The sequence below is a fragment of the Martinezella sp. CNPSo 3959 genome (assembly GCF_057784355.1).
This window is the reverse complement of sequence record NZ_JBXSOV010000001.1, coordinates 1,264,128-1,286,214: the sequence shown is the minus strand read 5'-3', so window position 1 is coordinate 1,286,214 and position 22,087 is coordinate 1,264,128. Positions and strand designations below refer to the sequence as shown.

Genomic DNA, 22,087 nt, shown 5'->3' with positions numbered 1-22,087 from the left:
AGGGGTAGGTGGAAAGATACAACTGCGAAACGGCTATCTGCTCCGTGCTCAGAACAGTTTTCCGTACCGATCCGGCACCGGCACGGGGACATTGCGGTGGCGGAGTTGTTCGGGCGCCGCCACCGCTCAGAGGCACGGCTTACTTGCGCCGCGCCATGATCTCGGTCAGGACCGCGTCAAACCGGGCGATCTCCTCGACCTTGTTATAATGCACCAGCGACACGCGGATGGCACCCGTTTCCATGGACAAGCCAAGGCGCTTCATCAGGCGCGGCGCGAACATGTGGCCGTCACGCAGGCCGATGCGCCGCTTGCCCATCTCGTCGGCAAATTCCTGCGGCGTGATATCAGGCATGTTGAAGCAGATCGTGGGCACACGCTGCTCCAGGCGGTTTTCGTCGGAGATGCCGTAGATGGTGGCGCCATGGCGCTTTAGAATCGCGATCATCTCGCGCGAGAGCATAAGTTCGTACTGACGGATCGCGCCCATGGCGGCGGCAAGCGCCTCACGGCGACTATGGTCACCGGTCGGCAGGAAACGGCGGCCAAGGCCTTCGAGGTATTTGACCGCCGCGTTCATGCCGGCGACGTTCTCATAGGTGAAGGTGCCGACCTCGATCTTGTAGGGCGGTACGTCCGGAATGAAGTCTTCCTTGAAGGTGGGAAGCTTGACCAGTGCGTCGTAGCGGCCCCAGAGGAAGCCCATATGCGGCGAGAAGTTCTTGTAGCCGGAGCAGACAAGGTAGTCGCAGCCCCAGGCCTGCACGTCGATCAGGCCATGCGGGCCGTAATGAACGCAATCAAGGAAGGTTTCAGCACCGGCGGCCTGCGCCAGTTTGCAGACGGCGGCGACATCGACGATCGTGCCGATCGAATGCGCCGTGACGGTGCAGGCGACGAGGCGAGTCCTGTCGTTCAGCAGCGGCTTCAGGTCTTCCACATGCAGCGTGCCGTCCTCGCGCATGCGCCACCAGACGATCTTGGCGCCATCGGCTTCCAGTGCCATCCAGGTGGCGATGTTGGCATCGTGATCCATGTCGGTGACGACGATCTCGTTGCGCTCGCCGAGCAGCTTAGCGATGCCGAGGCTGACAAGGCGGATGAAAGAGGTGGCGTTCTGGCCGAAGGAGATTTCTTCCGGGCGATAGGCGTTCACCAGCATGGCGACGCTTTCACGCGCTTCTTCCAGATTGCGGTCGACGCCCTGGCTGTGCTGGTATTTCGCCATGCGCTGGACGTTGAAATCGATGAGGTGATTGGCAACCGCATCGACGACCGCCTGCGGCACCTGCGCGCCGCCCGCATTATCGAGAAAGACGAAATCGCCAGCCTTCCGGATGGCCGGGAACATGGCGCGGATCTCGTCAACCGGGAAGCTGTTGTGGCCGGCGAATTGCGATACGGAAGCGGCGGAGCTCATGGGATCTCGCTCTGAATATTGGGATTGAAATCTTATTTTGATCATTTGATCACAAAATACTTTAAGGTTCAACCAAATTCCTCCGTCTCTTTCTGACGGCTAACGGCGGCTAGAGCTTGAGCCCTTGCGGTGCTCGTCCTGCGTGGCCGGACAATAATCCTGCAGGATTTCGTGGGTGCGGCTGATATCGGCGACAATACCGTCGCGGGCGGCGGCGAAGTCCCCCGCCTTCAAAGCATCGACAATGGCAACATGCTCGCCGGCGGGATCGAGTTCGCCGCTGCGCATCAAAGGTTCTGCCGAGGCGGAGAGCATGCGCATATAGGGACCGAAGCGCAGCCACAGGGTCTCGATCAACTGCAGCAGCACCTCGGAGCCCGAGGCGCGATAGATGGTGAAGTGGAACTGCTGGTTCTTGGCCATGAGATCATAGACATTAGCGCCGCGGCCGATCACATACTGCTCCCCGGCGATGCGATCGAGCGTCGCTATGTCGCTGACAGTGAGGTTGGGAAAACCGAGCTCTGCGGCCAGACCTTCGACGGCGATGCGGGCGCGGCAAAGATCGTTCAGCCGGGCAAGAGTAACGATCGGGATGCGGGCAGAGCCGTTGGCTGCGACCTCTAAAGCATTTTCAGCCGCCAGACGGCGCAGAGCCTCGCGCACTGGCATATTGCTGGTTCCGAAGGTTTCAGCGAGCGAGGCGATGGTCAGGGTCTGGCCAGGATCGAAATTGCCTACCATGAGCGCGTTCCGCAGCTGCTGATAGACGCTCTCCTGGATCGTCGTTCTGGAGGACACCGGTTCCAGGGCTATGCGCACGCTTGTTTCCTCTCCGCTCTCGGGACTCGTTCATGGTAGAACGAAGGGTGGGCGAAAGGAAAGGGCCCCGGAGCCGCGGTCAGGCTTCTTCGGTTTCCCAGCTTTCATCAGCGGCCGGATCATTCTTCTCCCGAGGCTTGTGTAAGCCGAGCCCAACGCCGATGAGGGCAAGCGCACCGCCGATAGCATGATAGGAATGCAGCTGTTCTCCAAGCAGCGCCCAGGCCAGCGCTGCAACGACGATTGGCAGGAGATTGATCAGCAGCGAGGTGCGGCTCGCGCCGAGCCTCTGGATGCCGATCATCCAGCAGAGCGGCGCGAGGAGGGAGGTCGGGATTGCAGCATAAAGGATCAGCGGCAGGTTGGCCGTGGTGAGCGGCGAGATATCGCCCATCAGGAAAATCGGGATCAGCAACAGGGTTGAAAAGCCGATCTGCCAGAAAAGCTGCTGCCACATTGGAATCGGCATCGCCCAGCGTCTCAGCATGACCCCATAGAGCGCATTTGAGAGAACAGCGATGATCATCAGGCCGTCGCCAATGTGGAAGCCGCCATTCACAAGGCGCATCGGATCACCCTGCGAGGTCAAATAGACGAGCCCAATCAGCGAGATGGCTCCGCCTGCCAGGCTCGCCACGGTGAGCTTTTCGCCCGCCAGCAGGCCGGCTAGCACCGTCGAGAGAAGCGGCATTAGGGCGATCGTCACACCCATATTGACGGCCGATGTCGTCTTGGCCGCCTCGTAGGCGAGGCTCTGATAGATCACCATGCCGAGGGCGCCGAGGATGGCGAGCTTCAGCCAGTGCTGCCGCAGCAGGGAACGATTGCGCCATGCCGCGCGGCCGACAAAGGGTAGGAGCACGAGAAAGGCCAGCAGCCAGCGATAGAAGGAAATCGAGCCTGGCGAAATCACGCCCGCGGATGCCTTGGTGACGACGGTGTTGCCGGACCAGATCAGCACCGTCAGCAAGGGCGCAAAGCCGGCCGTGCTGACGATGGATGCGGAAGCATTCTGCTCGGTGCTCATGTGAATGGTCTCTCGTCGTCTTGTGGCTTGGGGCGAAACGGAGGAGGGCGCATTGAGTTCGCCATCCCAAAGACTTTGTACTGCCTGTCCGAATTCTGGTATATAGCGAGAATAAGACAGTCAGTAGCGAAATGAAGACATGTCCAGCAGGCCTCCACGCATCGAGGGTGATCCGCCCAACCCGGTTTCCTTCCGAACCGAGAATTACAGAGCGGGTACGGTTTTCCCCAAAAAGAGCCAGCCATGGGGCGAGCTTAATTATGCGATTACCGGCATCTGCGAGTTCGATATCGAAGGCATGCGCTATCTCTCGCCGCCACATTATGCCATCTGGCTGCCGCCGCAGACGATGCACGGCGCCGCGATCCAGCACGATCTGCGCTATGCGACCGTCTATGTCGAACGCGCTCTTTGCGCGAACCTGCCTGACAAGCCGTCGACGCTCAGCATCAGTCCGCTGCTGAAGGCAATTCTGGCGGATTTTGCTGCGCGTGATGTCACCATACCTGAAACAGCCGAAGATTTGCGGCTTGCACAGGTTCTGGTCGATCAGATTCGACTGGCGCCGCGGTGCGAGAGCTACTTGCCGCTTTCCGACGATCCGCTGCTCGGCCCGCTACTGAGCGCCTTGCAAGCCGATCCCGGCGACCGGCATTCCCTTGCGGAATGGGCGCACCGGATGGGGACGACCGAGCGCACGCTGTCGCGCCGGTGCCAGGATGATCTCGGTCTTTCCTTCAACGCGTGGCGGCAGAGACTGAAACTCGTTGCTGCACTGTCGATGATCGAGGCCGGAGAGCCCGTGCACCGGATTGCAACGGAGCTGGGTTACAGCAACGCGTCGGCCTTCATTGCCATGTTCCGCCGGCTGACAGGCACGAGCCCGACACAGATGCGCTAATTTCAGGTTTCAATCAAAACGATCTCCAGCTTGCGCAGTTCTTCCGGATCGGCCATCGCGTCGATGACGGTAATCATGCCATCTGCATTGAGGGTGCAACGAAGCGCGATGCGTAGCTGTCCGCCGATGACGACGATGGCACCGACCGCGCCGTTGATGACTGCCAACCGGGCTCCCCGCGCACGGCCCTGGAAGGTCTTGGCGACATCCATGCGCCCGCGGATTTCGCCAGCGGCCCCCATGCGTGCGGCAACCGCATCCGGACGGAAGACGGCTTCGGGATCGAGGACAGCGAGCAGCGCCTGCAGGTCGCCGTCACGCGAGGCTGTGAAGAAGGCGTCGACGACATGGCGCTGATGGGTGAGATCGGCCTCTGTCGTTGATGGCGTGTCCTGCACGCGACGGCGGGCGCGGCTCGCAAGCTGGCGTGTCGCGACCGCCGTGCGTCCCAGAATCGGGGCAATGTCATCGAAAGGGACGTCGAACATATCGTGCAGGACGAAGGCAAGCCGCTCGGCCGGGTTCAGCTTTTCCAACACGACCAGAAGAGCGAGGCCGACGGAGTCCGCGAGCAAGGCATCCTGCTCAGGGTCGGTGCCGTTACCAGCCTCATGCACCACGATCGGCTCTGGAACATGGACGGTCAGCGGCTCCTCGCGACGGGATTTGCGCGACCGCAGCAGATCAAGACAGATGCGCGCGGTGACAGTCGTTAGCCAGCCGCTGAGATTTTCAATCTCCGATGTGTCGCTCCGGACAAGGCGCAGCCACGTTTCCTGCACCGCATCTTCGGCCTCAGCGCGCGAGCCGAGCATGCGGTAGGCGACGGCGCGCAGATGCGGCCGGTTCGCCTCGAATTTCTCTGCCTGCCACTTTTTTTCGTCCATCGGTCACATCTCCTCATCCTCATCCGTCAAACCCATGACGAACGAAATCCGGCCGGTGTGACATCGGATCGGCAGGAAAGTGCATCGTCGGGAGATGAGCCGCAACAGGGCTCTCACAACCAGAGGAAAGAAACATGCAAGCTCGTATGAAGAACCCAGTCCTCGTTCTGCCCGAAACGCTGCAGGTGCTCTTGGCCGTCAGCAATTCGATTAAAGATCGCGGCCTGTCGGAAAATACCATGGACCTCGTCCATCTGCGGGTCAGCCAGATCAACGGCTGCAGCGTCTGCACCGATATGGGCTTTCGCAAGCTGCAGAAGGCAGGTGAGACGATGGAGCGCATCGTCGGCGTCTCCGCCTGGCGGGAGATGCCCTATTTTTCCGATGCCGAACGCGCCGCTCTGGCACTCGGGGAAGCCGTTACCCGGCTCGCCGACCGGCCGGATGCCGTCACAGACGAAATCTGGAACGAGGCCGAAAGACACTACGACGAAAAGGCACTCTCTGCCCTCATCGTTGCCATTGCGATCGACAATGTCTGGAACCGGCTGAACTCGACGGTTCGTCAGCAGGCCGGTGCGTCCTGGAACTGATCATCCGCAGTGAGCGCCACCTTCTTCTCACAGTATGGGGAAGAAGGTGGCCCGCATTCTTAAGCCTCGCCTACTCGCGAGGTCACCAGCAGTTTCGCCATCCAGTCCACGAAGACACGCACCTTGTTGCTGAGGTGTCGGTTGGGCGGATAGACGATATGAAGGGGCAGCGATGGCCGGGTCCAGCCGGAAAGAATGGGAACGAGCTCGCCGCTTGCGAGCGCGTCCCGAGCCATGAAGCTCGGAACTTGCGCGATGCCGAGGCCCATCAACGCCGCCTGGAGATAGCTGCGGCTGTCATTCACCGAAAGGATATAGCGCGGGCTGATTTCCAACGCCTCGTTGCCGTGTTCGAACAGGAACGGAATCGTGCGACCGGTTTGCGCGCGAAAATAGCTGACCGCATAATGGCTGGTTTCCAGATCCTCCGGCCGTTCCGGGAAGCCGTGCTTCTCGATGTAAAGCGGAGCCGCACAGGTGATGAGGTGGATCTCGCCGACGCGGCGGGCGATCAGCGACTGGTCGCTCGGCATGCCGGCGCGCAGCGCGCAATCGACATTTTCGGCGAGATAGTCGACGAGCCGGTCGCCGACACCGAGATCGATATGGATATCGGGATAGCGCTGGTGGAAATCGCAAAGCGCCGGCATGACGATTTTTTCGGCAAAGGCGCCGGCCATTTCCACGCGCAGGCGGCCGCTTGGCAGGCTCTGCGAATTGCTGATGCTGCCGTCCAGCTCTTCTATCTCGGAGAGGATCTGAATGGCGCGCTCGTAATAGAGAGCGCCATCGGTCGTCACCATGACGCGCCGTGTGGTACGATTGAGAAGCTTGGCGTGCAGATGCGCCTCAAGCGACTGGATGAGCGTCGTCACCGTCGCCTTCGGCATGGAAAGGGCTGCCGCGGCGCGGGTAAAGTTACCCGTCTCCACCACACGCGCGAATGCCCGCATTGCTGACAACTGGTCCATTCCATGATGCCCCTCGGCCGAAAATGAAGAGGCCGATTGTTTGTTATTCTGAATAGTCTGATCGAATGTAGGCTACTTATTCTCAGAGCGGAATAACAATATGTTGTTTCGTAAGTTGTTGCAATGCGGCATGGGGGCGCCAAAGACCGCATTTCGAGAATATGGTCACAAAGCGTAGTAAACCGCTTTTTGGATTGGGACATATTCGCTCGAGCAGACAGGGATTTGGGTCGATGAGTGCGCCGTGGAAAGATGTTGTGCTGGAAAACGTGCCTACGGGGCCGGTGGCAGCTCGGATCTACAACGGTGATGGTTTGAAGAAGGCTGCGCCGCTGGTGCTTTACCTGCATGGGGGGGCCTTTCTTGATACCGACCACGCGACCAACAGACCGGTGGCGGCAAGCCTCGCTGAGGCCGGCGCCATCGTGGTTGCAGCGGATTATACGAGCTGCAATCAGAATGCTTTTCCGAAGGTGCTGGAATGCGCCTACGGACTTCTCGCCTATCTCAGCAACAAGCGGAACATGCTTGCGCTGGGCGGGGCGAAAAAATCGCTGCTGTTTGTCGCCGGAGAGGAATCGGGTGGCAATGTCGCAGCGGGCGTTGCTTTAAAGGCGCGCGATCAGATACCCGGTTCGTTGGACGGACAGGTTTTGATATCGCCTTTGCTTGATCCCTTCATGGGGTCGAAATCTTTCCTCCAGGCGGAGGAAAGCGGCATGCGCGAGCGCTGGACGGAGGGTTGGAACCGTTACCTGGGTTTCCTGGGCGGTGTCTGTCACCCCTATGCAGCGCCTCGATACTGTTCGCGGCTTTCGGGCCTCGCGCCGGCATTGGTGCTCACGGCCGAGGACGACCCGCTCCGCGACGAGAGCATGGAATACGGCAGTCGGCTGAAAGCGGCTGGCGTCCGTGTTCGCCAGCAAGTCCTTCCCGCCGGGACAGGCTGGCCCACCCTCTATGGCGGGCAGTCGAAGGACAGGCCTTCATGGCAGCAGGATATCTGTTGTTGTTTCAAGGGTTTTGTCGAAGACGTGCAGGCTTGATCGACTAGAGTATCCCGTTTGCGAGGAATGAGCGCGGATTGGACTGATGTCGAAGGCATGAGACCGGAGCGATGGTCACGCGAATGCGCGGTGCTTCGGCCCCTGATTTTGTTGAGACGATAGGAATTTGCGGTCCCGTATCCCAAGACGGGGCCAAAGGAGAGACTGACATGAAGTCCAACGATAAGCGCTGGGCCCTGTGGGGCGCCGGCATGGGTGTTGCTGCGGCTGTTGCAGGCGCGGCCTTCTATCTGGATCTGCCGCGCGGCGCCCAGGCGACCGAGGCGGCAAGCCAGGCTGCGAAGCCGGCTATCCCTGTTACGGTCGCGGCTGTCGAGCCGCGTGACGTCACATCCTGGCAGGAATTTTCCGGCCGTCTGGAGGCTATCGACCGTGTCGAGATCCGTCCGCGTGTCGCCGGGGCGATTCAATCAGTGCATTTCCGCGAAGGCGCGCTGGTCAAGCAAGGCGATCTGCTTGTGACGATCGATCCGGCGCCCTATGAGGCGGTGGTTGCCCAAGCTCAGGCGCAGGTGGGGGCGGCAAAAGCCAAGCTCGATCTCGCCAAAGTCGAAATCGATCGCGGCCGGAAGCTCTTCGACAACAAGACGATTTCGCAGAGCGACATGGATACACGCACCAGCAACTCTGCCGAGGCAGAAGCCAATCTGAAGGCAGCGCAAGCGGCCCTTCAGACCGCGCAGCTGAACCTCGACTATACGCAGGTCCGCGCCCCGATCGCCGGCCGCGTCGGCAAGATCGCCGTTACTGTCGGCAATCTTGTGGCGGCCGGCTCGACGTCGCCGGCATTGACGACGCTGGTTTCGGTCGATCCGATCTATGCGAGCTTCAGCGCCAACGAGCAGACCGTCACCCAGGCTCTGGCCGAACTGCCGGCAACCGGAGGCGCTTTTCCGCCGGTCGAGCAGATCCCGGTTCAGATCGGTACGGCAAGCGACAATGGCACGCCGATCAAGGGCAAATTGCAGTTGATCGACAACGAGGTCGATGCGGCGAGCGGCACCGTCAGCGTTCGCGCCGTCTTTGATAATCCAGGCGGCCGTCTTATCCCCGGTCAGTTCGTACGGGTCCGTATGGGTCAGCCGAAGGCTGAGAATAAGATCGTCATCGACGATCGTGCAGTCGGCACCGACCAGGACAAGAAGTTCGTCTTCGTCGTGGATGGTGAGAACAAGGTCAATTACCGGCAGGTCCAGCTCGGATCGCTGGTCGATGGCCAGCGGGTGATCGAGAACGGCTTGAAAGCCGGCGAAAAGATCGTCGTCAACGGGTTGCAGCGCATCCGTCCCGGTGCAGTCGTCGCGCCGCAGTTGGCCGAGAAGGTCGCGACCGCTCAGTAAAACTTCGCCTTCTGCCCGTGGGCAGAAGGCCGACATTCCGAAATCACATGATCCGCCGGCGGCTCTCAAATCGTCGGACAGGAATTTTGCATCCGTTCTCACCCCAGAGGGGGCTTTGATATGAACATCTCCAGATTCTTTGTCGACCGTCCGGTCTTTGCCGGTGTTCTTTCGGTCCTCATCGTGGTCGCCGGCCTGATCGGCCTCAGAGCGCTGCCGATCTCCGAATATCCAGAGGTCGTGCCTCCCTCGATTGTCGTGCACGCCACCTATCCCGGCGCCAACCCGACCGTCATCGCCGAAACGGTGGCGACGCCGCTCGAAGAGCAGATCAACGGCGTCGAGGGCATGCTCTACATGTCCAGCCAGGCGACATCAGACGGCGCTCTCAACGTGACGGTCACTTTCAAGCTCGGCACCGATCCGGACAAGGCGCAGCAGCTCGTACAGAACCGCGTTTCGCAGGCCGAGCCGCGCCTGCCCGCGGAAGTCCGTGCTCTCGGCATCACGACCATCAAAAGCTCGCCCAACTTCATCGTGGTCGTCAACCTCGTCTCGGACGGAGCCGACCACGACATCACCTATCTGCGAAACTATGCGACCCTGAACATCAAGGATCGACTTGCCCGGATCGAAGGCGTCGGGCAGGTGCAGGTCTTCGGCGCCGGCGACTATTCCATGCGCGTATGGATCGATCCGCAGAAGGCCGCCGAGCATAATCTTGCGGCCAGCGACATCAGCAATGCGATCAGCTCCCAGAACGTCCAGGCTGCGGCCGGCATCATTGGTGCCTCACCCAGCCGGCCGGGCGTGGATCTGCAGCTTAACGTCAACGCCCAGGGCCGACTGCGCACACCTGAGGAGTTCGGCAACATCATCGTCAAGACGGGCGCCAATGGCGAAATCACCCGTCTTCGCGACGTCGCCCGCGTCGAGCTCGGCGCGGAAGACTATACGCTGCGTTCGCTGCTCGACGGCAAGCCGGCCGTCGCCGTCGCCGTTCTCCAGGCGCCCGGTTCGAACGCGATCGAGATCGCGAACAATGTGCGCTCGACCATGGACGTGCTGCAGCAGGCCATGCCTGCGGGCGTTAAGTACGAGATCGTCTACGACACGACGAAATTCGTCCGCGCCTCGATCGAGAAGGTGATCGACACACTGCTCGAAGCCATCGCGCTCGTCGTCCTCGTCGTCATCCTGTTCCTGCAGACATGGCGTGCCTCGATCATCCCGCTGATCGCCGTTCCGGTGTCGATCATCGGCACCTTTGCGGTGATGTATGTCTTCGGCTTCTCGATCAACGCGCTTAGTCTGTTCGGCCTGGTGCTGGCGATCGGCATCGTCGTGGACGACGCGATCGTGGTGGTCGAGAACGTCGAACGCAATATCGAGAACGGACTCAGTCCGCGAGACGCCACCTACAAGGCCATGAAGGAAGTCTCCGGTCCGATCATCGCGATCGCGCTGGTTCTCGTCGCGGTCTTTGTGCCTCTCGCCTTCATCTCCGGCCTGTCCGGCCAGTTCTACCGCCAGTTCGCGCTGACGATCGCCATCTCGACCGTCATCTCGGCCTTCAACTCGCTCACCCTGTCTCCGGCACTGGCATCCCTGCTCCTGAAGGGTCATCATGCGCCGAAGGATGGGTTGACGCGGATCATGGACGCGATCTTCGGCTGGTTCTTCCGCGGCTTCAACCGAGCGTTCGGAGCCGGTTCGAAATACTATGGCAAGGGCGTCGGCGGCCTGCTGTCACGCAAGAGCATCGTCATGGTGGTCTATCTCGCGCTGGTGGGAGCGACCTATAGCCTGTTCACAACGGTTCCAGGCGGTTTCGTGCCGTCGCAGGACAAGCAGTATCTGATCGGCTTCGCACAGTTGCCGGATGCCGCAAGCCTCGACCGTACGGAAGACGTGATTAAGCGCATGACGGACATCGCGCTGAAGCAGCCGGGCGTCGCCAATGCGATCGCCTTCCCGGGCCTGTCGATCAACGGCTTCACCAATTCGTCGAATGCCGGCATCGTTTTCGTGACGCTGAAGGACTTCGACGAGCGCAAGACGCCGGACCTTTCGGGCGGGGCGATCGCCATGGCACTGAACCAGAAGTTCGGCGCCATCCAGGATGCCTTCATCGCCATGTTCCCGCCGCCGCCGGTCAACGGTCTCGGTACGACAGGCGGCTTCAAGCTGCAGATCGAAGATCGCGCCGGCCTCGGCAACCATGCGCTCGACCAGGCGGCCAAGGCGGTGATCGGCAAGGCCTACCAGACACCGGAACTCACCGGGATCTTTTCGAGCTTCCAGATCAACGTGCCGCAGCTCTTTGCCGATCTTGACCGCGCCAAGGCCGAGCAGCTCGGAGTCTCCGTCACCGACGTCTTCCAGACGCTGCAGATCTATCTCGGTTCGTTCTATGTGAACGACTTCAACGCCTTCGGCCGCACCTACAGCGTCCGCGTGCAGGCCGATGCCAAGTTCCGCGCTCAGCCGGAAGATATCGGCCAGTTGAAGGTTCGTTCGGCATCGGGTCAGATGATCCCGCTTTCAGCCCTGCTGAAGGTGGATGCCACGACAGGTCCAGAACGCACCAACCGCTATAACGGCTTCCTGGCGGCTGACATCAACGGCGGCCCGGCGCCCGGTTTCTCGTCCGGCCAGGCACAGGCAGCGATCGAGAAGATTCTGCATGAGACGTTGCCCCCCGGTATAGACTTCGAATGGACTGATTTGACCTACCAGCAGATCCTGGCCGGTAATTCTAGCGTCGTTGTCTTCCCGCTGGCGCTGCTCCTGGTCTTCCTCGTGCTGGCCGCCCAATACGAGAGCCTGACCTTGCCGCTCGCCATTGTCATGATCGTGCCGATGGGCGTCTTGGCGGCGCTGACCGGCGTCTGGCTCACGGGTGGAGACAACAACATCTTCACTCAGATCGGCCTGGTGGTGCTCGTCGGTCTATCAGCCAAGAACGCGATCCTGATCGTGGAATTCGCCCGCGAGCTGGAATTCGAGGGTCGCACGCCGGTTCAGGCTGCGATCGAAGCCAGCCGCCTGCGTCTGCGCCCGATCCTGATGACCTCCATGGCCTTCATCATGGGTGTCGTGCCGCTGGTCACCTCGACCGGTGCCGGTTCCGAAATGCGTGCTGCCATGGGTATCGCGGTGTTCTCGGGCATGATTGGTGTCACCTTCTTCGGCATCTTCATGACGCCGGTCTTCTACGTGCTGATTCGCAGGCTGACAGGCAACCGTCCGCTCAAGCAGCATCACCACAACGACAACGAACATTCGGCGGAGGTACTCCCGATCGCCGCCGAATAGGGGCCGTGCCGAGACTTAACTTCAGTACTCGACATGCCAGGCGGGGCCGAAAGGTCCCGCCTTTTCTATGTTCATATTTTCGCCTTAGCTAATTTACCCTTATTTCGAAGAATTTGCTGGGTGGTCGCTGATTTCCTTTGCATGATGGCACCAGAGGTTTATCAAGCTTTGGGAACAGTTGATTGACGTACATCGGGCGTGGAGGCGCCCGTGGAATATGGGAGTTGAGGCCACCGCAGCCGGAAGACCGTCGCCGCATTCGCACGGCGAAAATGCTCCGTTGTTCTGTTTCGGTGTCCGATGCGGTCCTATTCGGAGGATAGTTTATGCAGGGCAGGAAGATCGCTTTTCTCGGAACGGGATTGATGGGCGCACCGATGGCACGGCGGCTGCTTGCTGCTGGTTTTGCGGTGACGGTCTGGAATCGCGACCGGAGCAAGGCCGAGCCTCTGGCGGCAGATGGTGCGACGGTCGCCGATACTGCCGTAGAGGCTGCTCGAGGAGCGTCTGTTCTTTTCACCATGCTGACAAACGGCGGCGCCGTTGGTGAAGTCCTGTTCGGCAGCGGTGTCGCCGATGTGCTGGAGGCTGGGACGATCGTAATCGACCATAGCTCGATATCGCCGGCCGCCGCCCGCGAACACGCCTTCAAACTTGCAGAGCGTGGCATCCGGCACATCGATGCGCCGGTCTCCGGCGGTGTGGTCGGGGCGGCTGCCGGGACGCTCGCAATCATGGCCGGCGGCGATGCCACGATCATCGACAGCGTCCGCGATATCATGGCGCCGCTCGGGCGTGTAACTCGCGTTGGTCCGAGCGGAACAGGCCAGCTCGCAAAGCTCGGCAATCAGCAGATCGTCGCAGTAACCATCGGGGCCGTTGCGGAAGCGATGCTGCTGGTCGAGGCCGGTGGCGGTTCGCGTGAGGCGTTTCGGGATGCCATTCGCGGCGGCTTTGCGGAAAGCCGGATTCTGGAGCTGCATGGTCAGCGTATGATTGAGCGCAACTTCGAGCCGGGCGGCACTGCTCGCAATCAATTGAAGGATCTCGATACGGTCCTGGCGGCGGCACAGAACCTGTCGCTTCATCTGCCGCTGACCGAAGCCGTCCGTGCCGAGTTTGCCGAATTCGTCGAGAATGGCGGCGGTGAGCAGGATCACAGCGGTTTGCTGCAACATCTGGAAGACAAGAATGCCCGAGGAAAGGCTTGAGGAAGAGATGAGCGATAAGGGTGCATCCAAGCGTCGTCTGCGTTCGCAGGACTGGTTCGACAATCCCGATCATATCGATATGACGGCGCTTTATCTCGAACGCTTCATGAATTACGGGATCACGCCGGAGGAGCTGCGGTCGGGCAAGCCGATCATTGGCATTGCCCAGAGCGGTAGCGATCTTACGCCCTGTAACCGCCATCACCTCGATCTTGCAAAGCGCGTGCGCGACGGCATCCGCGATGCGGGCGGCATTCCGATTGAATTTCCGACCCATCCGATCTTCGAGAACTGCAAGCGCCCGACGGCCGCGCTCGATCGCAATCTCGCCTATCTCGGCCTGGTGGAAGTGCTCTATGGCTATCCGCTCGATGGCGTCGTGCTGACCACCGGCTGCGACAAGACCACACCCTCGGCGCTGATGGCGGCTTCGACCGTCAATATTCCGGCGATTGTTCTGTCCGGCGGCCCGATGCTCGATGGCTGGCATGAGGGCGAGCTTGCCGGCTCCGGCACGGTGATCTGGCGTTCGCGCCGCAAGCTGGCGGCAGGCGAGATCGATGAGGAGGAGTTCATGGGGGCCTCGCTTGCCTCGGCGCCCTCCATCGGTCATTGCAATACGATGGGGACGGCCTCGACGATGAACGCCATGGCCGAAGCGCTCGGCATGTCGCTCACCGGCTGCGCCGCCATTCCCGGTGCCTATCGTGAGCGCGGCCAGATGGCCTACCGCACCGGACGGCGGGCCGTGGAACTGGTGCTGGAGGATATCAAGCCTTCGGATGTGCTGACGCGCGAGGCCTTCCTCAATGCCATCAGGGTCAATTCCGCCATCGGCGGCTCGACCAATGCACAGCCGCATCTGGCCGCCATGGCCAAGCATGCCGGCGTCGAGCTTTTTCCGGACGACTGGCAGGTGCACGGCTTCGACATTCCGCTGCTTGCCAATGTGCAGCCGGCAGGCGCCTATCTCGGCGAGCGTTTCCATCGCGCCGGTGGCGTTCCGGCTATCATGTGGGAGCTGCTGCAGGCCGGCAAGCTCGATGGCAGCTGTCCGACGGTCACAGGGCGGACGATGGCGGAGAATTTGAAGGGCAAGGAAGCGACCGATCGCGAGGTGATCCGCCCCTTTGCCGATCCGCTGAAGGAGCGCGCCGGCTTCCTGGTGCTCAAAGGCAATCTCTTTGACTTCGCCATCATGAAGATGAGCGTCGTCTCGGAAGACTTCCGCAGCCGCTACCTGCAGGAGCCGGGGCACGAGGGCGTGTTCGAGGGCAGGGCGGTCGTCTTCGACGGATCGGAGGATTATCACAAGCGCATCAACGATCCCGATCTCGGTATCGACGAAAAGACCATTCTCGTCATTCGTGGCGCGGGGCCGATCGGCTGGCCGGGATCGGCGGAAGTCGTGAACATGCAGCCGCCCGATGCGCTCCTGAAGCGCGGCATCCGCAGCCTGCCAACGATCGGCGACGGACGTCAATCGGGTACGGCCGACAGCCCTTCGATCCTCAACGCCTCGCCGGAAAGCGCGGCCGGTGGCGGCCTTGCCTGGCTCAGGACCGGCGACATCATCCGCATCGACTTCAATCAAGGGCGGTGCGACATGCTAGTGGAAGAGGCAGAGATTGCCCGCCGCAAGGGCGATGGAATTCCGCCGGTGCCGCCGGACGCGACGCCATGGCAGCGAATCTATCGTCGTTCGGTCACGCAGCTTTCCGATGGAGCCGTGCTCGATGGGGCCGCCGATTTCCGCGACATCGCCGCCAATCCGCCGCGGCATAATCATTGACGGGGCATGGCCGGCGGCAGGGATTGCGGCGTTGCTGTTAATTTGGGTAGCTTGCGCAGCCATTAAAGTTCGCGAAAGGGAGTAGTGCAACTATCATTGGCTGCGGTTAGCTAGTCTCTTCAGTTTCCGAAGGGGGTGGAGCTCTTTGGCAGAGACGATATCAGGGCGAAGCGAAGAAGAGTTCCAGGACCTTTTGAGGAGGCTGGAGCTGGCGCTGGAGGCGTCTCAAATCGGCGTGTGGCAGCATAACGTCAATGAGCAGCAACTGCTCTGGGACCAGCAGATGCATAAGCTCTACGAAACCGGGCTCCAAGAGCGCAAGGTTTCCTCCGACGTCTGGATGAATGCGTTGCATCCGGAGGATGTCGAAGGGGCCATCCAAGACTTCGATGCCGCGCTGGCCACGAAGGGTTTCTATAATTCCCAATTCCGCATCATCCTGCCAGGAGGCGAGGTGCGTCATCTGCGTTCGCGCGCGCATTACTATGAGGACGCCGAGGGGGCACCTTCCTTCATCGGCGCGGAATGGGACGTCACTGCCGACGTCCTGCTCAATCGCGAATTGTCCGGCCAAAAGGCTATCGCCGAAGCACGCGCCGTCGCCTTGGAGCATAGCCGCGCGCGAATAGAGCATGCCGCCGATCACGATTATCTTACGGGTCTTCCGAACCGCCGCTATTTCGACCGGCGTCTGGCCGAGCTGCGCAAAGACGCCTCTATCGAAACTTTGGCGATACTCCATATCGATCTCGATGGATTCAAGGAGATCAACGACAAATGGGGCCATGCAGCCGGTGATGCTACGCTGCAAAGCGCTGCCGCCCGCATTTCCGGAGCGATCACCGCCAACGATGTCGTTGCCCGCATCGGGGGCGACGAGTTCGTCGCCGTGCTGGTCAATATCGGCAGTATCGAACGGATTCAGGTGATCGCTGACGATATTTTATCGCGCTTACGCCGAGAAGTGCGTTTCGGCAACGAGATGTTGCGGATCCGCGCATCCATCGGCGTGGCGGTAGGTAAGACGAGCGGCACCGGCAATCTTTTGGCAGAATCCGATGTCGCTCTTTTCCAGGCCAAGAAACTCGGCCGCAACCGGGTGGAGTTTTTCACGCCGCAGCTCCAGTCCGATCTGCATGCGGAACGCCGTCTGGCCGACGAGCTGCGATTGGCGCCTATGCTGCGGCAGATCGAACCTTTCTATCAGATCCAAGTGAATGCGCAGACCCGGCACATCGTCGGACTGGAGGCGCTGGCACGCTGGCGCCACCCGGTGAGGGGATTGCTCAGTCCCGTCGCCTTCCTCAAGGTCGCAGACGAATATGGGGTTACAGCAGAAATCGATGCGGCCGTGTTGAAACGGGCGCTGGCAGATCGGGCAGCTTGGGTTTCGCGGGGGCTTTCGCCGCCGCGCATTGCCGTCAATATCTCCGGCCGCCGGCTTGCTGACCCCGATCTGATCGATGGATTGCGTGCGCTCAGAATACCGCGCGGCGCCATAGCCTTCGAGCTGGTGGAGACCATCTTTCTGGATGAGCCGGACGAGGTGGTGCTTGCCAATATCGCTGCTATCAAGGCGATGGGGATCGATATCGAGATCGACGACTTCGGCTCGGGTCACGCGTCGTTGATCGGGCTCGTCAAGCTGAAGCCGAAGCGGCTGAAGATAGATCGGCAGCTGGTGACCGCCGTAACGGTATCCGAAGAGCAGCGGCGTCTCGTCGGCTCCATCGTTGAAATCGCACGCGCATTGAATGTCGAGGTGGTCGCCGAGGGGGTCGAGACCGAGGACCACGCGCGTGTTCTGGCCGAGGTCGGATGCGATGAACTTCAGGGCTATGCCATCGGCTATCCGTCTTGCGAAAGCGAGACCGCTGCTTTGCTGAAATCAGCCGAAGCATTGAGCCCAAGCTGATCCTCTGTCAGGAATGCGTCCTATGCTACTGGATCTGCAGGGCGACGATCAGACCATAACTGATGGCGCCGAGAGCCAAAAGCGATAGCGTCGCCGCAGCGATCACCTTGCCGCCGGCATGGGCGACCGAGCGAATGTTCACCGACAGGCCTAGAGCCGCCATCGCAACGACAGTGAGAACGCCGGAAGCCGTTTGCATCGAGGCCACCAGCGAATCGGGAATGAGCCCGAAGGAGCGAAGTGCCATCAGCCCGAGAAAGCCGCAGATGAACCAGGGAACCAGCGAATGATGTCCGCTGCGTCCATCCGGCGCTGTCGTCTCGGTCTTGGTGAGGATGCCGAGCAGAAAGATGACCGGGCCTAGCATCAGAACGCGGACGAGTTTGACGAGCGTGCCGGTTTGGACGGCGAGCATCCCGACAGGGGCTGTCGCCGCCAGCACCTGCGGTACAGCATAGACCGTCAGTCCGGCGAGGGTCCCATATTGCGGTACGCTCATGCCGAAGTGAAAATAGAAAAGCGGCAGGAGAAATACGGCGGCAATGCCAAGCACAGCGGTGAAGGCCAGTGCGGCGGCGATCTCCTGCGAGTCAGCCTCGATCACCGGCGCAACGGCGACGATGGCGGAATTGCCACAGATCGAGTTACCGCAGGCGATCAAGGTCGCGAGCTTCGGCGGCAGGCCGAGCGCCCGGCCGATGAGATAGGTGGTGGCGATCGACAGCACGACGACAATGGCAATGCCGGCGATCAGCCAGACGCCGGCGCCGCGGATGGCCGAAAGGCTGATGGAGGCGCCGAGAAGGACGATAGCGATTTCCAGAAGGAACTTGGCGCTGAAATCGATGCCTGGCTTCATGGCCGGTTTTAGCGGCTTGATCGTACAAACCGCAATGCCGAGGGCAATGGCAAGCACGAGGCTTTCGATCCAGCGCGCACCGAGAAGACCGGTTTCCACATGCTCTGCAACAAAGGCCAGAAGAGCAACGGCCGAGCTAAGCGCGAGGCCGGGGAGAATTTTGTTTGCGCGTTGAGCGAGAGACATCGCGTGCCGTCATTCGTTTCTGATGATTGCTGACGGCTGGAAAGTCTCATCTGTCGATGTCGACATCCATCGAATATTATCCTATGTTTTGTTCGATAAATTAGAATGATTTCCCATGACGTTCGAACAGCTCGCAATCTTCGTCGCCGTCGCCGAGCGAGAGCATCTGACCAATGCCGCTGAAGCCATCAACCTGACGCCTTCCGCCGTCAGCTCTGCGATCAAGAATCTTGAAGCCTATTACGGCGTGGAGCTGTTTCACCGCGTCGGTCGGCGGATCGAGCTGACGGAGACGGGACGATCCTTCCTCGGAGAAGCCAAGGCGACTCTCGCACGCGTACGTGCGGCGGAACTCATGCTTTCGGAATTGGGCGGGCTGCAGCGCGGCCGCCTTGGCCTCTATGCCAGCCAGACCATCGCCAGTTATTGGTTGCCCCCCTTGCTGATGCAGTTTCGTCGCGAATATCCCGGCATCGACCTGGACCTTACGATCGGCAATACCAGAACCGTCACCGAAGCGGTTATCGACGGTGCGGCCGAGCTGGGTTTCATCGAGGGCGAGGTGGATGCGCCGGCATTGTCGATGAAGATCGTTGCACAGGATGCGCTCGTCATCGTCGTGCCACCGCAACATCCCTGGGCGGACGGCCGGCAATTGACGGCCGCCGATCTTATCAGCGGCACGTCCTGGGTGATGCGGGAGGAGGGGTCGGGCACGCGCTCGGAATTCGAGAATGCAGTTGCCAAGCTTGGTGCTTCACCGCGTGATCTCGATGTGGCGCTGGTCCTTCCCTCGAATGAGGCAGTGCTCTCCGCAGTCTGCGCCGGGCAAAGTGCTGCGGCCGTTTCCAGTGCTGCGGCGAGCGCCTATCTCGGGCAGGGGCTGCTGGTTCAGGCAAAATTCGATCTGCCCGCCCGGAGCTTCCGGCTGCTTCGCCACAAGGAGCGCCATGCAAGCAAAGCCGCGCAGACGCTTGAGACGATGTGTAAACGTTAGAGTTAAGAATCCGTATATTTTACTCGACTAATAAGCGAGTGGGCGTTACCGTAATGCTCGGTAACCGATAGGCGCCTCTACGGCTTATTCAGACGGCGTCATGATCCGAGGGGATATCGATGACAACGTTCACCTGGACAAACCACGACGGCAACGGTCTTTGGATTGATCCCGCCAATTGGTCACCGAACGCTCTTCCCGATTTTGGAGATTCCATTGTCGTTGATAATGGCGGCACGATTACCCCTCCCTATGGACATCAGCCTGACATCGGTAGCCTCTTTCTTTCGCCCACAAGCACCCTGAGCCTTTATGCCGGCTTCCGCCAAACCTGGATAAAGATAGACGGACCGATCACCGGTGGCGGCGGTATCTCCGTTAGCTCCCTATCCCACCTCGAAGCGGGCAGCGGGGTTACCTCTGCCGTCGGCTGGGTCTTCGTTGCGGGGAGCTATCAATGGGGCGGGTCGGGCTCCTCTCAGGTGGTAACGCTGGGCAATGGCGGCCAGTTCAATTTTTCCACTCAATTCGGGGGGACTATCGAGAAGTACAGCCAAACCAATTCAGCAACCATAACCTATAATGGGCCGGGAGTGGTCTCGAACATTTCGGTCGACGGCCAGACGGCGACATTCGTGACGTCCGCGGGCAACTATACGCTCAACTTCGCTAATGATCTCGACCCGTCGACGTTTGTACTTGATGCCGCCACCGGAACGATCGTCGTTTGTCTCGTTACAGGCACGCTCGTACGCACCACACGAGGAGATATCCCGGTCGAGGATTTGCGGATTGGCGATGTTGCGGTTACGGCATCGTCGCAACTCCGCCTGATCCGATGGATCGGAAGTACGGAGCTTGATTGCGGCAAAGCGGCCGATCCCCGGGCTTGTTGGCCGATCCGGATTGCCGCCGGGGCTCTGGGGCCGAATAAACCTTCACATGCCCTCTTCGTCTCTCCGGCCCACGGAATTTGCGTTACCGTCTTAACCGATGTTCTGATACCCGCCTCAGCGCTCGTGAATGGAGCAACAATCGATCATATCGAATGCGAAAAGGTTACATATTGGCATGTCGAGCTGGATGAGCACGACATTCTCGTGACGAATGGGTTGTCGACTGAAAGCTACGTTGATCACGGCAATCGGAGCTTTTTTTCTCGGACGATGGGCGCTTCGATCCGGCTGGTGAATGACGACGAACAAAGATGCCTGACCTATGTCTCGGGTGGGCCGCTGATCGAGGCCGTACGAATGCAAGTCCGTGCACGCGCTCTCGACATGGGGTGGACCTTGAGTGACGATCCCTTTGCCGACATACATCTCCTTGCCAATGGGCAACGCATCGATCCCGTTATCGATAATGGCAAGGCAGAGTTCCGTGTCCCGCCGTCGGTATCGGAACTATGGCTTGTCTCGGAATGGGGTGCGCCAGATCTCGTTAGCTCTTCCGGTGATAGTCGCCGGCTCGGCGTCTGCTTTTCGAAATTGGTCATTGAGGATGGCGTAGCGGAGCCTAGGCATATTTTCGCTGACGATAATCGGCTGAATGATGGTTTCCACCATGTCGAAGACGGTCGTCGGCGCTGGACCACCGGACGCGCGCGTCTGCCTTCCTCGCTTTGGGAAGGTTACAGTGGAACCCTTCGGCTAGCCGTCGAATTTGCAGGTCCGGCGGTGCCGCATTGGATTCCGCCAGAGTCTTCTGGAGAACCCGCAATCGAGCGAGACCAAGATCAAGCTGCCTGATAGCTCCTACCAGGATCGATTGGGAGGCTTCTTCCTCTTGCCTGACAGAAGCTTATCGGTGCTGTCGCGTCACGATAATCCCATGAAACTGACGCATCTTAGTTTAACGCCGTTCGTTCCGTTGCCGGTTGGCGATGATGAGCTCGATCTCGTTGCGCTCCAGCATGGCGCGAATGTCTGCCGGCGGTTGTTCGTCCGTGACCAGAACGTTGAAGTTTTCCGGTTCATTCAAAACGATCGGCGCGCTGCGGCCGAACTTGGCGCTGTCGGCAACGATGATGCAGTTTTCGGCGCGGCTGGCCGCTTCCCGCGAATATTCCGCTTCTTCCAGATCATGCAGCATGAAGCCCGAGGCGGCGTTGATGGCGCCGACCGAGAGGATCGCGTGGCGTACATTGAATCGGCGCAGGAAATTGGCGGCTTCCATGCCGAAGGTGCCGCCATCATGGCCCCGCAGTTCGCCGCCCGCAAAGAAGACCCGATTGCCGTTGCGGGTGGCAAGCGCATGGGCAACCGCGACGGCGTTGGTGACGACGAAGAGGTTCTGATGCTTCTGCAGCGCGACGGCGATGAAGGCAGTGGTCGAGCCGACATCGAGGAAGAGGGCATCGCCATCCTCGATCATCGCGGCGACCGAGGCGGCGATCATCCGCTTGGCCTCGGCATTCTCGTTCATCCGCAGATGCAGCGGCGGCTCGATCATCGAGTCCTTGATATGGACCCCGCCATGCACCTTGGTCACGAGGCCATTGGCCTCAAGGCTGCGGATGTTGCGTCGGATGGTTTCTTCGGAAACGCCGAGCCGTTCGGCCAGGAATTGTATGCGGCTGGCGCCGCCGGCTAACCGCAATTCCTCGAGAATCTCGCGTTCGCGATGGTTGGAGTGCTGCGGTGGCTGGGATGTGCCCGGCATGGTTCCTGATCCTGTTGTGGGTATTGATCCCAAACTTCTGTGGCTCCAACTGGCTGTCCTACTGCCGCCGGGGCCATAATGCGTACAGCCTTTATCCGGCTGCTTCGCGCCTGAGTTTTT

Annotated in this window: 17 protein-coding genes; 10 read left to right on the top strand and 7 right to left on the bottom strand. The window is 60.4% G+C overall.

The genetic code is table 11. The annotated features are described in order from the left end of the window. Positions 1-139: 139 nt before the first annotated feature. The 3 genes from AC13RE_RS06420 to AC13RE_RS06410 all read right to left on the bottom strand — a co-directional run bounded on the left by AC13RE_RS06420 (position 140) and on the right by AC13RE_RS06410 (position 3,269). Positions 140-1,420, bottom strand: a complete 1,281-nt coding sequence (locus AC13RE_RS06420) for a cysteine desulfurase-like protein (RefSeq protein ID WP_488562318.1) — start codon at positions 1,418-1,420, stop codon at positions 140-142. A 99-nt stretch (positions 1,421-1,519) separates the two neighbouring features. Further along, positions 1,520-2,242 (bottom strand): GntR family transcriptional regulator, encoded by a 723-nt coding sequence (locus AC13RE_RS06415; protein WP_488562317.1) that lies wholly within the window; start codon positions 2,240-2,242, stop codon positions 1,520-1,522. Between the two features lie 79 nt (positions 2,243-2,321). After that, complete coding sequence (locus tag AC13RE_RS06410) at positions 2,322-3,269, bottom strand: DMT family transporter (protein ID WP_488562316.1); 948 nt, start codon at positions 3,267-3,269, stop codon at positions 2,322-2,324. Between the two features lie 139 nt (positions 3,270-3,408). Here AC13RE_RS06410 and AC13RE_RS06405 point away from each other — a divergent pair, with 139 nt between their 5' ends. After that, the gene (locus AC13RE_RS06405; RefSeq protein WP_488562315.1) at positions 3,409-4,170 is read left to right on the top strand and encodes an AraC family transcriptional regulator; all 762 of its coding nucleotides are present in this window, start codon (positions 3,409-3,411) and stop codon (positions 4,168-4,170) included. 2 nt (positions 4,171-4,172) lie between these two features. On the opposite strand, the gene AC13RE_RS06400 is transcribed toward AC13RE_RS06405, so the two are convergent. Further along, positions 4,173-5,057, bottom strand: coding sequence for a sigma-70 family RNA polymerase sigma factor (locus AC13RE_RS06400; RefSeq protein ID WP_488562314.1), 885 nt, complete (start codon positions 5,055-5,057; stop codon positions 4,173-4,175). A 134-nt stretch (positions 5,058-5,191) separates the two neighbouring features. On the opposite strand from AC13RE_RS06400, the gene AC13RE_RS06395 reads away from it, so the two are divergent. Continuing rightward, positions 5,192-5,650: a carboxymuconolactone decarboxylase family protein gene (locus AC13RE_RS06395; protein WP_488562313.1), complete on the top strand. Its 459-nt coding sequence runs from the start codon at positions 5,192-5,194 to the stop codon at positions 5,648-5,650. Positions 5,651-5,709: 59 nt separating this feature from the next. Here the strand turns inward: AC13RE_RS06395 and AC13RE_RS06390 are convergent, their stop codons facing one another. Beyond that, entirely contained in the window at positions 5,710-6,621 is a 912-nt protein-coding gene (locus AC13RE_RS06390; RefSeq protein ID WP_488485150.1) for a LysR family transcriptional regulator, read from the bottom strand. Positions 6,622-6,854: 233 nt separating this feature from the next. On the opposite strand from AC13RE_RS06390, the gene AC13RE_RS06385 reads away from it, so the two are divergent. From AC13RE_RS06385 to AC13RE_RS06360, 6 genes are all read left to right on the top strand, one after another. Further along, positions 6,855-7,667, top strand: coding sequence for an alpha/beta hydrolase fold domain-containing protein (locus AC13RE_RS06385; RefSeq protein ID WP_106998673.1), 813 nt, complete (start codon positions 6,855-6,857; stop codon positions 7,665-7,667). 170 nt (positions 7,668-7,837) lie between these two features. Then, the gene (locus AC13RE_RS06380; RefSeq protein WP_132717384.1) at positions 7,838-9,028 is read left to right on the top strand and encodes an efflux RND transporter periplasmic adaptor subunit; all 1,191 of its coding nucleotides are present in this window, start codon (positions 7,838-7,840) and stop codon (positions 9,026-9,028) included. Positions 9,029-9,148: 120 nt separating this feature from the next. Further along, positions 9,149-12,346, top strand: a complete 3,198-nt coding sequence (locus AC13RE_RS06375) for an efflux RND transporter permease subunit (RefSeq protein WP_488562312.1) — start codon at positions 9,149-9,151, stop codon at positions 12,344-12,346. A 326-nt stretch (positions 12,347-12,672) separates the two neighbouring features. Further along, positions 12,673-13,557 carry an NAD(P)-dependent oxidoreductase gene (locus AC13RE_RS06370; RefSeq protein ID WP_488562311.1) on the top strand — a complete coding sequence of 295 codons (885 nt, stop codon included), beginning with the start codon at positions 12,673-12,675 and terminating at the stop codon, positions 13,555-13,557. A 7-nt stretch (positions 13,558-13,564) separates the two neighbouring features. Continuing rightward, entirely contained in the window at positions 13,565-15,349 is a 1,785-nt protein-coding gene (locus tag AC13RE_RS06365; RefSeq protein WP_488562554.1) for an IlvD/Edd family dehydratase, read from the top strand. Between the two features lie 145 nt (positions 15,350-15,494). Further along, positions 15,495-17,264, top strand: coding sequence for a bifunctional diguanylate cyclase/phosphodiesterase (locus AC13RE_RS06360; RefSeq protein ID WP_488562310.1), 1,770 nt, complete (start codon positions 15,495-15,497; stop codon positions 17,262-17,264). Positions 17,265-17,289: 25 nt separating this feature from the next. Here the strand turns inward: AC13RE_RS06360 and AC13RE_RS06355 are convergent, their stop codons facing one another. After that, positions 17,290-18,309, bottom strand: coding sequence for a YeiH family protein (locus tag AC13RE_RS06355; protein WP_488562309.1), 1,020 nt, complete (start codon positions 18,307-18,309; stop codon positions 17,290-17,292). A gap of 115 nt (positions 18,310-18,424) precedes the next feature. Between AC13RE_RS06355 and AC13RE_RS06350 the strand changes: the two genes are divergently transcribed. Together AC13RE_RS06350 and AC13RE_RS06345 are read left to right on the top strand one after the other, a co-directional pair. Continuing rightward, positions 18,425-19,306 carry a LysR substrate-binding domain-containing protein gene (locus tag AC13RE_RS06350; RefSeq protein WP_488562308.1) on the top strand — a complete coding sequence of 294 codons (882 nt, stop codon included), beginning with the start codon at positions 18,425-18,427 and terminating at the stop codon, positions 19,304-19,306. Positions 19,307-19,425: 119 nt separating this feature from the next. Beyond that, entirely contained in the window at positions 19,426-21,054 is a 1,629-nt protein-coding gene (locus AC13RE_RS06345) for a Hint domain-containing protein (protein ID WP_488562307.1), read from the top strand. Between the two features lie 103 nt (positions 21,055-21,157). On the opposite strand, the gene AC13RE_RS06340 is transcribed toward AC13RE_RS06345, so the two are convergent. Then, the gene (locus AC13RE_RS06340; protein ID WP_488562306.1) at positions 21,158-21,967 is read right to left on the bottom strand and encodes a DeoR/GlpR family DNA-binding transcription regulator; all 810 of its coding nucleotides are present in this window, start codon (positions 21,965-21,967) and stop codon (positions 21,158-21,160) included. Between the last annotated feature and the right edge of the window lie 120 nt (positions 21,968-22,087).